At 70.7% G+C, this 13,386-nt stretch carries 11 protein-coding genes; 9 read left to right on the top strand and 2 right to left on the bottom strand.

All coding sequences use genetic code 11. From position 1 onward, the window contains the following. Positions 1-198: 198 nt before the first annotated feature. The gene (locus tag LJ657_RS18445; protein WP_232649711.1) at positions 199-2,391 is read left to right on the top strand and encodes a bifunctional glycosyltransferase/CDP-glycerol:glycerophosphate glycerophosphotransferase; all 2,193 of its coding nucleotides are present in this window, start codon (positions 199-201) and stop codon (positions 2,389-2,391) included. Between the two features lie 81 nt (positions 2,392-2,472). Here the strand turns inward: LJ657_RS18445 and LJ657_RS18440 are convergent, their stop codons facing one another. Then, positions 2,473-4,488 carry a hypothetical protein gene (locus LJ657_RS18440; RefSeq protein ID WP_232649710.1) on the bottom strand — a complete coding sequence of 672 codons (2,016 nt, stop codon included), beginning with the start codon at positions 4,486-4,488 and terminating at the stop codon, positions 2,473-2,475. A gap of 18 nt (positions 4,489-4,506) precedes the next feature. After that, positions 4,507-4,977 (bottom strand): ATP-binding protein, encoded by a 471-nt coding sequence (locus LJ657_RS18435; protein ID WP_232649709.1) that lies wholly within the window; start codon positions 4,975-4,977, stop codon positions 4,507-4,509. Positions 4,978-5,114: 137 nt separating this feature from the next. Between LJ657_RS18435 and LJ657_RS18430 the strand changes: the two genes are divergently transcribed. The 8 genes from LJ657_RS18430 (at position 5,115) to LJ657_RS18395 (ending at position 13,358) form a co-directional block, all read left to right on the top strand. Then, complete coding sequence (locus LJ657_RS18430) at positions 5,115-5,960, top strand: helix-turn-helix domain-containing protein (RefSeq protein WP_232649708.1); 846 nt, start codon at positions 5,115-5,117, stop codon at positions 5,958-5,960. Further along, positions 5,957-6,145 carry a DUF397 domain-containing protein gene (locus LJ657_RS18425; RefSeq protein WP_232649707.1) on the top strand — a complete coding sequence of 63 codons (189 nt, stop codon included), beginning with the start codon at positions 5,957-5,959 and terminating at the stop codon, positions 6,143-6,145. The genes LJ657_RS18430 and LJ657_RS18425 overlap by 4 nt, the downstream gene beginning before the upstream one ends. A 59-nt stretch (positions 6,146-6,204) precedes the next feature. Beyond that, complete coding sequence (locus LJ657_RS18420; RefSeq protein ID WP_232649706.1) at positions 6,205-6,714, top strand: YbaK/EbsC family protein; 510 nt, start codon at positions 6,205-6,207, stop codon at positions 6,712-6,714. After that, a complete protein-coding gene (locus LJ657_RS18415) occupies positions 6,711-7,556 on the top strand; it encodes an EamA family transporter (RefSeq protein ID WP_232649705.1) in 846 nt (281 codons plus the stop codon). The genes LJ657_RS18420 and LJ657_RS18415 overlap by 4 nt, the downstream gene beginning before the upstream one ends. A gap of 320 nt (positions 7,557-7,876) precedes the next feature. After that, complete coding sequence (locus LJ657_RS18410; protein WP_232649704.1) at positions 7,877-8,818, top strand: ABC transporter ATP-binding protein; 942 nt, start codon at positions 7,877-7,879, stop codon at positions 8,816-8,818. Then, positions 8,815-10,164, top strand: coding sequence for an ABC transporter permease (locus tag LJ657_RS18405; RefSeq protein WP_232649703.1), 1,350 nt, complete (start codon positions 8,815-8,817; stop codon positions 10,162-10,164). Before LJ657_RS18410 ends, LJ657_RS18405 begins: the two co-directional genes overlap by 4 nt. 48 nt (positions 10,165-10,212) lie before the next feature. After that, complete coding sequence (locus LJ657_RS18400) at positions 10,213-12,969, top strand: bifunctional YncE family protein/alkaline phosphatase family protein (protein ID WP_232649702.1); 2,757 nt, start codon at positions 10,213-10,215, stop codon at positions 12,967-12,969. Between the two features lie 113 nt (positions 12,970-13,082). After that, positions 13,083-13,358 carry a DUF1876 domain-containing protein gene (locus LJ657_RS18395; protein ID WP_232649701.1) on the top strand — a complete coding sequence of 92 codons (276 nt, stop codon included), beginning with the start codon at positions 13,083-13,085 and terminating at the stop codon, positions 13,356-13,358. The last annotated feature ends 28 nt before the right edge of the window (positions 13,359-13,386 follow it).

Here is a 13,386-nt window from a genome sequence, read left to right as displayed (position 1 = left end):
AGTTCGACCTGGGGACAGCCTGCAACGGCGCGGCCATGGGCGCCATGAAAGGGCGAGGCCCGGGAAGGCGACGTTACTGTGTGGAACAACTGTGCCCGTGGGGTGGGAGGCGCCTTGCCCGGCGCGATACCTCCTACAGGTTGTAGTAGCTTCGTTCCGCAGTAGAGCTAGCCGCCCGCAGTCGGCCGGAGGTCATGCGTGGAGCCGTCCCAGGTGCTGATCAGCCTCGTTCTCCCGGTGTACGGGGTGGAGGAGTATCTACGTCCCTGTCTGGATTCGATGCTCGGGCAGTCGTTCTCCTCCTTCGAGGTGATCGCGGTGGACGATGCCTCGCCCGACGGGTGCGGGGCGATCCTCGACGAGTACGCGGGCAGGGATACGCGGATCAGGGTCGTGCATCTGGAACGCAACGGCGGGCTCGGCGAAGCCCGTAACGCGGGGCTGGAACTTGCTCGCGGGGAATACGTCTGGTTCGTCGACAGCGACGACCTGATCGCCGACGAATCGCTGGCCGCGATAGCCGAGAGACTGACCGCGACCCGACCTGACGTGCTCTTCTTCGACTACGCACGACTGCTCCCCGAGGGCGGGGTCGAGCCCGCTCCCCGCGCGCACCTGCTGCGTGATCCGCCGCCGCCCGAGGCGTTCGAGCTGCGGAGCAGGCCCAGTGTGCTCGAGCTGATGATGACCGCGTGGAACAAGGCGATCCGCCGTGACTTCCTGACCGGTCTGGGCGTGCGCTTCGGGCAGGGGCTGTACGAGGACCTGCCGGTCACCTACCCGATCCTGGTGGCCGCGGGGCGAATATCGCTGCTGGACCGGGTCTGCTACCTCTACCGCGAGAGGCGCACGGGCGCGATCACCACCACCGTCAGCGACCGCCACTTCGACGTGTTCGGCCAGTACGAGAAGGTCTTCGCCTTCCTGGACGACCGGGGCGCGGCGGCCGAGGAGTTCCGCGCCCAGCTGTTCGACCGGGCGATCTGGCACTACACGACCATCATCGACGAACCCGGCCGGGTCCCGGCGGCCCGGCAGCGGGAGTTCTTTCGCCGGATGGCCGAGCACTTCGCCCGCTTCCGGCCCGCGGATCACACCTACCCGCCCGGCGCCCGAGGCGTGAAGTTCCGCCTGGTCGAGCGCGGCGACTACCGGCTGTTCGCCGCGCTGCGCCCGGTCAACCGGCTGCGCCTGAAGGCCCGCCGGGGCGTGCGCGGAGCGGTCGGCGCGGCCCGGACGGCGACGCGGCGGGCCCGTGCCCTGCCGGCCCTCCTCTGCTACGAGGCGTACAAGCGCCTCCCCGTCGACGACAGGCTCGCCGTCTACGCGGCGTACTGGTACCGCAGCTACTCGTGCAACCCCCGCGCCATCTACGAGGCGGCCCGCGAACTCGCCCCGGACATCCACGGGGTGTGGGTGGTCCGCAAGGACGCGGTCGCCTCTCTGCCCGCCGGGGTGGACCATGCCGTGGAAGGTTCGCTGCGCTCCCTGCGCGTCCTGGCGCGGGCGAAATACCTGGTCAACAACGTCAACTTCCCGCACACCGTGTCCAAGCGCCGCGGCTCGGTGCATGTCCAGACGCTGCACGGGACCCCGCTGAAGGCCATGGGCCTGGACCAGCAGCACTATCCGGTCGGTGCCCAGGGGATGAACTTCACGCGGCTGCGTGAGCACTCCGCCCGCTGGGACTTCCTGCTGTCGGCCAACCCGCACTCCTCCGAGGTGTGGCCGCGCGTCTACCCCGGCAGCTACGAGCTGCTGGAGACCGGCTATCCGCGCAACGACCGTTACTTCCGCACCGGCCCGCAGGAGATCGCCGCCATCCGCGCCGGCCTGGGCATCGAGCCCGGCCAGACCGCCGTGCTGTACGCCCCGACGTTCCGGGAGTACGGGGGCGCCGGTCCGCTGCCGGATCCGTCCCGCCTGGCGGCCGCCCTCGGGCCGGATCATGTGCTGATGCTGCGCTCCCACTATTACGACGCCGAAGGCGCGAGGACGGGCGCAGAGAGGCGGGCGGAGGGCGCCGCCCGGGTCGTCGACCTCTCGTCGTACCCGGTCGTCGAGGACCTGTGCCTGGCGGCCGATGTGCTGGTGACCGACTACTCGTCGATCATGTTCGACTACGCCTGCCTCGACCGGCCGATCGTCGTCTACGCCCCCGACTGGGAGACGTACCGGGCCACCCGGGGCGTCACCTTCGACCTGATGGCCGAGCCGCCCGGGGCCGTCGCGGAGAGCGAGGAGCAGCTCATTGAGGTGTTCCGCTCCGGGGCGGTCGCCTCCGGCGCGGCGGGTGAGTTGCGCGCCGCGTTCCGGCGCCGGTTCTGCACGTTTGACGACGGGCATGCGGCTGAGCGGGTTGTGCGGCGGGTGTTTCTCGGTGAGAAGTGATGGGCCGTCGATTGTCTGCCGGCTCGTCGTGGCTGGTCGCGCCCACGCGGCGGAGCCGCATTCCGACACGGCCCCGCGCCCCTAGGGGAGCTGCCGAACCGTACGCGACTTCGCTGAACGGGTCAGGAGGGCGTCCAGGGCCTGTTCGAAGGGGGCCAGGGGGTCCTTGGTGCCCGCGCCCAGCAGGTAGGTGCGCAGGTGCTGCCGTTCCTCGGCCAGTGGGTCGGTGCCGTCGTGGGCCAGGCGGTCGAGGAGGTCGTCGAGGCCGGTCAGGTCGGGGGCGATGAGGTGGGCGGCCCGGGCGGCCGGGTAGTGGTCGCGGAACGTCTCGGGGGCGAGGTCTGCGGGGTTGGCGACGGCGTACGGCTTGCCGGTGGCCAGGTAGTCGGTGACGACGCCGGACACGTCGGCGATGAGCAGGTCGGCGTGGTCGAAGCAGTCGTACAGGCCCGGTCGGGAGCCGCCCGTCACGCGGTGGCGCCACCAGCCCTCGGCCGCCCAGTACGCCTCGTTCCACTCCGCCAGTGCCGACTCCCAGGCAGCCGAGGGCGGCTCTTCGGACACTCCGGCGTCCCGCGCGGCCTGCGCCTCGTCCCCGCGTGCGGGCCGGCGCAGCCCGTCGAGGCGGCGGGCGAGCTCCGGGAGCCGGGACGCCTGCGCGGCCTGTTCCCGCGTGTCCTGCCGCCGGAACTCCTCGCGGGCGTCCCGGGCGGTGTTCGCGGCGTCGATCATCGTGAGGATCTCGGCGTGCGCCGCGCGCGCCCGGGGGTCCAGGGTGCCGGTCAGCGGGTGCGGCCGGTAGACCAGGCGGACCGGCGGCTCCCGCTCCAGCAGGGCCTTCACGATCCGCGGCCCCATGTCGGTCAGTGACGTCGCCGCACCCGGGTCGCCGTGGAAGCCCTCCCAGGTGGGCGCGTAGAGCACGGTCGGCATCGGCGACGAGGAAGTGCCGCGGGCGGCCTCCAGCCGCCCCAGCGACGGGCGGCCGACCTCGACGACGTCGGCGTCGGACACGCCGGACCCCGAGCGCGCGTAACGTTCGCGCCCGGCGGGCCCCGCCACCCACACCTCGTCGTACACCTTGGTGAACGGATTGGAGCTGGTGGGCTTGTCGCTGTCGCCGTGACCGAGGTAGACGCTCCGGAACTCCGGCAGCCGCAGCAGGTGGGTGTTGTTGGCGGCGTTGGCCACGAACAGCGCCACCTGCGCCTCGGGCAGCCGGAAGGCGGTCAGGTCCTTGCCCAGCGGCAGGCACACCACGGGCCGGGACGTCGGATCGAGCCGGGTGAGCATCTCGCGCTCGCGCAGCACGACGACCACCTGCCGCCGTAGCCGGTCGAGCACCGGCAGCCAGCCGTTCAGCTGGTACGCCGATTCCAGGGCGCCGGAGAAGTACACGACGACCTCGGGACGGTACGCCTCCACCTGCTCGTTCACCGCGCGCAGCACCTTGCCCTTCGCGGCCAGATGCCGTCCCCGCCAGGCGTGCAGGGCCAGCCACGCGGCGGTGGCCAGAGCGGCGAGCACCGCGGTCCCCGCGCCGAGCGCCGCCCACTCCGCCCCGGCCGCCGCCGCGACGGCCGCCCCGGCGACCAGCGGCAGGTCCACGAGCGCGAGCGGCCCCCGGTGGAGGTCCATCAGCAGCCGCGGCGGCGCGTCGGGGATCCGCAGCGCGGACAGATCCACGTTCCGGGTCAACACCGGCAGCCGCCGGCACCACCAGACGAACAGCAGCACTCCCGCGTAACCGCCGCGCAGCGCCTGGAGCGCCAGGAAGCCGAGGGCGGTCAGGACGAACGCGCCCGTCCGGCCGTCCCCCAGCCGTGCCAGCAGCACGAGCGCCGCCGCGCCCCGCAGTAGCGACCCCGCCGTGACGCTCAGGCACACCTGGCCGAGGGGCTGCATGGAGCCTGCGATCCGGCGCAGTGCCTTGGGCTCGGCGAGGTAGTCCGCGGCCGCGAACACGGCGAACGCCCAGCCGCTGGGCACCACCGCGGCCACGAACAGCCCGAGCAGCGCCGCCGGGAACCCCGCGATCGCCGCAACCGCCGTCACCGGCACCCTGCCCAGCAGTTTCCTCGGGTTTATCGTGCTCACCGCCATTCGACACTTGTATCAGAGCCCGGTCTGCCGTCCCCGGGCAAGACCGGCGTCGGCGATCACCGGCACGCGCAGCTCCGCCCAGACGGTTTTCCGTGGATACGGCCCCGGAGCGACGCCCCACCGGTCCGCGAGCGCGTCCACCAGGAGCAGGCCGCGGCCCGACTCGGACGCGGGGTCTGCCGACGCGGGGCGAGGGAGACGATCGGGGCGGGTGTCCGTCACCTCGATACGGAGGGTGCTCCCGACGACGTAGAGGGTCAGGCGGAAGTCCCTTCCCGGTACGCGGCCGTGTGTCGCGGCGTTGGCCGCCAGCTCGGCAACGATGTGCGCCGCACTCTCCAACGGAAGCCCCCATGTGTGCAGTTGTTCCTCCGCGAGGAGTCGGGCGAGGCGGGCGCCGAGTGGTGTGGGGGACAGACGGACGCTGAAGTTGCGGATGGGGCTGTCGAGTTGGGGGCGCAGCTCGGCGGCTTCTTGATTCATGTCACTCAGCGTGGCCGGTTCTGCTTCGGTGGGTGAGTGATGTTGCCTGTGCGTAGCGTGACTGTCTCGGCTTTGTCTCGTGCTGTCTTGGCTGTCTCGGGGGTTGATCGGGTACGGAAGCGCGTTGGAGGTGGGGCATGAACGAGGTTGCGGACGAGGCGGGTTGGGATGTTCAGCCGGGGGACGAGATCGCGCCGTTGGTGGAGGCCGTGGGACGGCTGCTCAGGCTGTGCCGCGAAGCGGCGGGAATGAGGGTCGCGGATTTCGCCGATGTCATGCGCTATGGCGAGGACATGATCCGGAAGATGGAGCGCGGGCAGCGGATTCCTCGGCCGGAGTTCCTGGACAAGGCGGACGGGGTGCTGCGGGCGGGCGGGCACCTCAAGGCGTTCATGGAGGACATGAAGAAAGCCCGGTACCCGAAGAAGGTACGGGAGCTGGCAGATCTGGAGGAGCGGGCCGTCGAGTTGCTGATGTACGGCAACCACAACATCCATGGGCTGCTGCAGACCGAGGAACACACGCGGGCGCTGCTTGCGACGTGGCGACCTGCTTACTCCCCGGATGAGCTGGAGCGCATGGTGGCTGCGCGTATGGCTCGCAAGCGCATCTTCGAGCGCTCGCCGGCACCGGAACTCGGCTTTGTCCAGGAAGAGGTGACGCTGCGGCGCCCTATCGGCGGCACAATGGTGCTGCGTCGACAGCTCGAACATCTGCTGGAGGTGGCCCGGTTGCCGTTCGTGGAACTTCAGGTGATGCCGACCTCCCGCGCGAACCACCCCGGGACGGGCGGCCGGATTCAGGTGTTGAAGTTCAGCGACGGCACGGGGGCCGGCCGTACCGACGGCGGCTTCGGCGGCCGTCCGGTCTCTGATCCGAGGCAACTCCGGATCATGGAGCTGCGTTATGGCATCATCCGAGCTCAGGCGCTAACGCCAGAGGAGTCTCTGGCATTCATCGAGCAAGCGCTGGGAGAACTATGAGCACCCCGGAACTCCACTGGTTCAAGAGCAGCTACAGCGACAGCAGCGATGGCAACGATTGCGTCGAGATAGCCATCACCTCCGCCACCATCCACATCCGGGACTCCAAGACCCCCGACACCGCCCACCTCGCGGTGGCGCCCACCACGTGGGAGAACTTCCTCAGCCACGTCTCCACACACTGACCCCACGCAGGGGACAACTCGGTCGCGTGCCACGTACACGCAGCGCTAGCGTGCCGTTCATGACGACCGCCGATGCCACCGACAGCTCCGGAGCCAACCCCCGTTTCGCCGCCGCCCTGAGCGAACTGGGACTCGACGACCTGCACACCCGTACCCGCCGCTTCCCGGACGCCACCCGCACCGCCGCCGAGGCCGCCGCCGCGATCGGGTGTGAGCTGAGCGAGATCTGCAAGTCGCTGATCTTCGCGGCGGACGGGGTTCCGGTGCTGGTGCTGATGGACGGGGCGTCCCGGGTGGACGTCGAGCGGGTGCGGGAGGAACTCGGCGCCGAGAAGGTGACGCGGGCCAAGGCGGACGTCGTACGGGAGACCACCGGGTACGCGATCGGGGGTGTGCCGCCCTTCGGGCACCGTACGAGGACCCGGGTGCTCGCCGATCGTTCGCTGCTGGAGCATGACGTGGTGTGGGCCGCGGCGGGGAATCCGCACGCCGTGTTCCCCATGGAGCCCAAGGAACTCGTCACCCGCGCCGGAGCCACCCTCGTGGACGTGCGCGAGCTCGGCTCGTGACGCCGCTGGTCGCCACGGCCGTCCTGTGCGCCGCGGTCACCCACGCCGGCTGGAACGCGATAGCCCACCGCATCACGGACAAGCTGGTCGGGTTCACGCTGATCGCGGGCGGCGGCATGCTGATCGGGCTGGCGATGGTGCCGTTCGTCCCCGTCCCGGCGGCCGGGGCCTGGCCGTATCTCGCCTTCTCCGCCTTCATCCACCTCGCCTACTACGTGCTGCTCATGCGGTCCTTCCGGCTCGGCGACTTCGGGCAGGCGTACCCGATCGCCCGCGGCACCGCGCCCCTGGTCGTCACGCTGCTCGCCGCCGTGTTCGCGCACGAGGTGCCGAACGGGTGGGCGGCCGCCGGAATCACCCTGTCCTGCGCGGGCCTGACCGGTGTCGCCCTGTGGGGGTTGCGCGGCAGCCGGCCCAACTGGGCGGCGATCGGCGCGGCGCTCGCCACGGGGCTGACCATCGCCGCGTACACGGTCGTCGACGGGCTGGGGGTGCGGGCGTCCGGCTCGTCCCTCGGGTACATCGCCTGGCTGATGGCGGTGGAGGGGTTCGCGATCCCGGTGTACGCGCTGACCCGCTGGCGGGGTGAGTTCCTCGCCGTTCTGCGGCCGTTCGCGGGCGTGGGCCTCCTCGGCGGGGCCATGTCCGTCGCCGCGTACGGCCTGGTCCTGTGGGCCCAGACCAAGGCCGAACTGGCGCCGATCGCCGCGCTGCGTGAGTCGTCGATCATCGTGGGGGCGGCCATAGGGGCGGTGTTCTTCAAGGAACGGTTCGGGGCGCCGCGGATCGCGGCGGCGGTGTTGTTGGTGGCGGGGATCGGGCTGATGCTGCGGGCCGGCTGAGCGCCCGGCTTGGCAGGCGAGCGTATGCGGCGCCGTCGTGGCCGGTCGCGCAGTTACCCGCGCCCCTTTGGGGCGGTGCCGCGACGCGGTCGTCTGCTTCGTCTTGGCTGATCGCGCAGTTCCCCGCGCCCCTTTGGGGCGGGTGCTGCACCGTAGCGCGATTCGCGTCCCGCACCCCCCGTGTCCGATTCATGTCGGTGTTCGTGCGTGCGACTTGCCTACGCCTTGACGATCCGTTTCACGGGGGTTCAACTCGGCGTCTGTGCCTGGGTTGTGTGGTGTCCCTATGGTTCCTGCGGACATCGGGAGAAGGGGGGCCCATGGGGACGCTCCACGCGGTTGCGGCTCGCGGGATCACCAAGTGCTTCGGCGATGTCGTCGCGCTCGACGGTGTCGACCTGGATGTGACGCAGGGGCAGATCCACGGCCTGGTCGGTCCGAACGGCGCCGGCAAGACGACGCTGCTCGGTCTGCTGCTGGGTCTGGCCGTCGCCGACAGCGGGCGGCTCGAGATCCTGGGGACGCCGGTGGGGCGGGCCTTCGACGCTCCCGAGGGTGTCGCCGGGTTCGTCGACGGACCCGGTCTCTATCCCTCGCTCACCGCCCGGCAGAACCTCGCCGCGCTGGCCCGGCTGCGCGGCGCGGACGCGCGCACCGCGGGCATCGACGACGTGCTCGACCAGGTCGGGCTCACCGCCGTCGCCGACGACAAGGCGCGCGGCTTCTCGCTCGGCATGCGGCAGCGGCTCGGGCTCGCCGCCGCCCTGCTCACCAGACCCCGGCTGCTCGTGCTCGACGAACCCTCCAACGGCCTTGATCCGGCCGGGAAACGGCACGTGCACGGTGTCCTTGCGCGGCTCGCCGCGGACGGGACCGCCGTCGTGCTGTCCAGCCACCGTATGGACGACCTGGAGGCACTGTGCTCCGAGGTCACCATCCTCGCCACCGGACGGGTCGTCTTCTCCGGCCCGCTGGGCAAGCTGGCCGCCGAGAACCGTGAACTCGACTACCGGGTACGGACCTCCGATCCGCAGGCCGCGCGACGGCTGGCCGACGGCACGAACGGGATCCGGGTCGTCGACGACGCCGGGGTACGGCAGGACGACGAACTGCTCGTCGTCCGCGCCCTGGTGCCCGCGCTCGACGAACTGGTGGCGAACCTCGTGCGCTCGGGCGTCGCGGTGCGCGAGCTCGCGCCCGTCATATCGCCGCTGGAGGCCGCGTTCCTCGACCTCACCGAGCAGCAGGAGGCCGGCCGATGACCGCGACCGTCGCCGACGACAAGGTTGTCAGTGCCCGCCGCGTCCCCGTCTCGCGCGGCTACCGCTTCGAACTGGTCAAGCTGGTCTCGCAGTGGCGGATCCGGCTGCTGGTGCTTGCGTGCTGGATCGCTCCCGCCCTGTTCGTCGCGGGTGTCGGTCAGCAGAGCACGCTGCCCTCCGACACGCTCTTCGGGCGCTGGATGCACGCCACGGGGTGGGCGGGACCCCTGGTGATGCTCGGGTTCGCGGGCACCTACGCGCTGCCGCTGCTTTCCTCGGTCGTCGCCGGTGACGTGTTCGCCGCCGAGGACCGGCTCGGCACCTGGCGGTATCTGCTGGTCGCCGTACGGTCGCCGCGACGGATCTTCGTGGCGAAGTCCCTGGCCAGCCTCAGCGTCATCCTGCTGCTGGTGGCCGGGCTGGCCGTGTCCGGCGCGGCCGGCGGGCTGGTGTCGGTCGGCAACCAGCCGCTGGTCGGCCTCGACGGCCACCTGCTGGCGCCCGGGGACGCGGCCGGCCGGGTCCTGCTCGCCTGGGCCGCGGCCCTCGCGCCGACCCTGGCCCTCGCCGCGATCGGACTGCTCGGGTCGGTCGCGCTGGGGCGGTCCCCGATGGGGCTGCTGCTGCCCCCGATCGTCGCGCTCGCGATGTCGGTCGCCCAGATGCTGCCGCTGCCCGTCGCCGTGCGCCTCGCCCTGCCCGGCTACGCCTTCATCGCCTGGAACGGCCTGTTCACCAGCCCGGCACAGATCGCGCCTCTCCTGATCGGCGTCGCGGTCAGCCTGGTGTGGGCCGTGCTCGCGACCGTGCTGGCGTATCTGCTGTTCCTGCGGCGCGACTTCACCAACCTCGCCTACGACGGTGCGGGGCGCCGCGCGATCACCGTCGGGCTGCTGCCCCTGGCGGCACTGACCGCCGGCACCGTCGCAGTGGTCGCCGTGGCGACCCCGTCGACCGGTTCCGGCATCGAGCAGGACAAGGTCCAGCGGTCGGTGGCCACGGCGTTCGCCCATCTCTACCGCATGCAGACCCGGCAGCTGCACCGTCCCGCCGTCACCGAGGCGCAGCTGCGGTCCTCGGCGGCCTGCACCAAGAGCGACGGCCAGGCGGCCCAGGAGGGTGCGGGCAACGACTGGCGGTGCGTCGTGACCTGGGATCTGCCCGGGGTCCCGGTCCCCGGGACGGCGGTCTACCAGCTCGACATCACCTCAGACGGGCGGTTCGTGGCCGACGGCGACGGTCCGAAGGAAGTCAACGGCTACTTCCTGCTGCGGACTTCGACCGGTGACGCCCCGAATCCGCTTTGGCAGTTCGACGGCAACGTCGAGTTGCTCACCCCCCACTGAAGGTTCCAACGAAGGTTCCACTGATTGGTCCACTGAAGGGACAGCTCCGTGCAGGTCACACGCCAGCGCCGGATCAACGAGAAGAATCAGGTCAACCTCTTCGGCAGACGCGTCGGCCGCCGCGCCGTGCTGGTCACGGCGGGCATCGCGGTCGCCCTCGGCGTCACGGGCACCGCCGTCGCGTCGACGTGGCAGTTCGGCACCCAGCAGGTCGCCGACGAGACCGCGAACGGCCAGGTCATCGCCAGCGACCAGTACATCAAGCCGTACGGCAGCCGCACCGTCATCAACGACGGCAAGATCATGTCGTCGACGGTCAGCCCGGACGGCAGCCGGCTCGCCGCCTCGGTCGCCGACGGTGACGCGTCGCTGGTCGTCATGGACCTCGCGAGCGGGCAGGTGATCCAGAAGGTCGGCACCAACGTGGCGGACGACCTGCGCATCAAGAACGGCTCCGTCGGCCAGGAGGGCCCGACGTACTCGCCCGACGGCACACAGCTGTGGCTGGGCCAGACCGACGGCTACACCAAGTTCACCGTGGGCGCCGACGGCACCCTCTCCAGCCCGGTGACCGTCCCGATCGCGGCCGACGGCACCAAGCACGCCCTCGTGGGCGCCGCGGTGTTCTCGGCCGACGGCTCCACCGTCTACTCCGCGGTCAACGGCCAGAACCGGGTCGTCGCCATCGACGCGGCGACCGGAACCGTCAAGCAGAGCTGGGCAGTCGGCAACGCCCCCCGGGGCATCGCCCTGGTCGGCGGCAAGCTCTACGTCAGCAACGAGGGCGGCCGCCCGGCCAAGGACGGCGACACCACGATCAACTCCTACGGCACCCAGGTACCCGCCGACCCGGACACCGGCGCCGCAACCACCGGCACCGTCAGCGTCATCGACACGGCGGACCCGTCCGCCGCCGTCGGCAGCATCGACGTCGGCCTGCACCCGACCGCGGTGTACGCGAACAAGGGCGCGGTGTTCGTCACCAACACCGCCGACAACAGCGTCTCGGTCATCAGCACGGCCAAGGACAAGGTCGTACAGACCATCGCCACCCAGCCGTGGCCCGAGGCGAAGGTCGGCTACGAGCCCAACGCGGTGACCCTCACCGACGACAACCGTCTGCTGGTGACGCTCGGCCGGGCCAACGCGGTCGCCGTCTACCGGTACAAGTCCCCACAGGAGCCGGCCCGCTACGTCGGCCTGCTCCCCACGGACTACTTCCCCTCCGGGATCGCCACCGTCGGCAGGAACATCGTCGTCTCCAACACCCGCGGCATCGACGCCCGCCGCCCCACCGCCGCCTCCGGCCACAACACCCACGACACGACGTCGAGCCTGACGCAGTTCACGCTGCCGGACGACAAGACCGTCAAGGCCCAGACCGCCAAGGTCTTCAGGCAGAACGGCTGGACGCCCGGCTCGGTCACCACGGCGGGCGGCAAGACCTCGGGGAAGGCGCTGCCGGTCCCGCTTCGGCTCGGCGACCCCTCGACGATCAAGCACGTCTTCCTGCTCGTCAAGGAGAACCGGACGTACGACCAGGTCTACGGCGACCTGCCGCAGGGCGACGGAGACCCCTCGCTCACGACGTTCGGCGAGAACGTGACGCCCAACCAGCACGCGCTGGCCGAGCAGTTCGGGCTCTACGACAACTTCTACGACGTGGGTACGAACTCCGCCGAGGGCCACAACTGGCTGATGCAGTCGGACAACCCGGAGTACACCGAGTCCTCCGCGGGCGAGTACCAGCGCAGCTACGACACCGAGAACGACGCCCTCGGCCACCAGAAGACCGGCTTCATCTGGAGCGGTGCGCAGGCGGTCGGAAAGTCGGTCAAGGACTTCGGTGAGTTCCAGTCGCTGGAGACCAAGCCGGCCGGCGCGACCTGGCAGAACCTGTACTGCGACAGCAAGAACATGGAAGCCACCGGGGCGCAGACCCAGTACCCCATCCAGACCGGCTCGGCGATCCCCTCGCTCAACAAGGTGTCCGTCCAGGGCTTCCCGATGTTCGACCTCGACGTCCCGGACATCTACAAGGAACAGATCTGGAAGCAGGACTTCGAGAGGAACGGCCCGGCGAACCTGAACATGTTCTGGTTCTCCAACGACCACACCGGCGGCCCGGCGAACGCCGCTTCCGAGGTCGCCGACAACGACCTCGCGGTCGGCCGGATGGTCGACGAGATCTCCCACAGCAAGTTCTGGAAGAACTCGGCGATCTTCGTCGTCGAGGACGACTCCCAGAACGGCCTCGACCACGTCGACGGCCACCGCGCCCCGGTCCAGATCATCAGCCCCTGGGCCAGGCACGACACCGTCGACAGCCACTACTACTCGCAGATGACGATGATCCGCACCATAGAGCAGATCCTCGGCGTCCACCCGATGAACCAGCTCGACAGCGCGGCCACCCCGATGTACGGGGCGTTCTCCCTGAGGCCGGACAACACGCCGTTCACGGCGGTCCCCAACCGGACCTCCCTGACCCTCGGCGTGAGCCCCCAGCCCACCTGCGGCTCGGACACCCCGGCGCCGCAGGACACCAGGGCGGCGCTCGCGCCGACGACCGCCGCGGTGCCGCAGGCCCAGCAGAAGCTCGCCGCGCAGTGGAAGACCTGGGCCTCCCACCAGCGCCTGACCGGTCCGCACGCCGTGCCCGACTACGCCAACAACGAGCAGATGAACCGCTACACCTGGTACCAGACCCACAACTGGACCAAGCCGTACCCCGGTGACGGCAAGGTGTACGCGCCCGAGGACGTGCCGGGCGCCTACCTGCCGTCGGCGGAGAACGACGGCTAGCCGGCCCCGCGCCGCCGCGAGACCCCGGGCCGACGTCACACCGGCCCGGGGTCTGCGTGCATCCGCGGGCCCGTAGGAGCACCCTGGAAGCAGGTCTTCCGGAGGTGATCGTCATGATGCACACCGCAGTGGGATGGCACATAGAGCTGGAGTTCCAGGAGGACGAGACGCACACGCGGGCGGTCGCGCTGGTGCGGCTGTCCGACGGGACCGAGGTGAAGGCCCACGGGCACGCGAGCCGCCACCACACCGACTCGAATCAGCCACGGGTGGGGGAGGAGATCGCCGGTGCGCGGGCGCTGAACGAGCTCGCCATGCAGTTGCTCACCAAGGCGCATGGGGAGATCGACTCGGCGTCGGGGCGGACCTCGCACTCCATCAACGTGTGAGCCGCGCTCCCCGGGCTGCCGGGACCTG

Origin of the sequence: Streptomyces guryensis (genome assembly GCF_021261325.1) — a bacterium.
Classification (GTDB): Bacteria; Actinomycetota; Actinomycetes; order Streptomycetales; family Streptomycetaceae; genus Streptomyces; species Streptomyces guryensis.
Note: the sequence above shows the minus strand (reverse complement) of the source record. Positions and strands in the feature narration are given on the sequence as shown.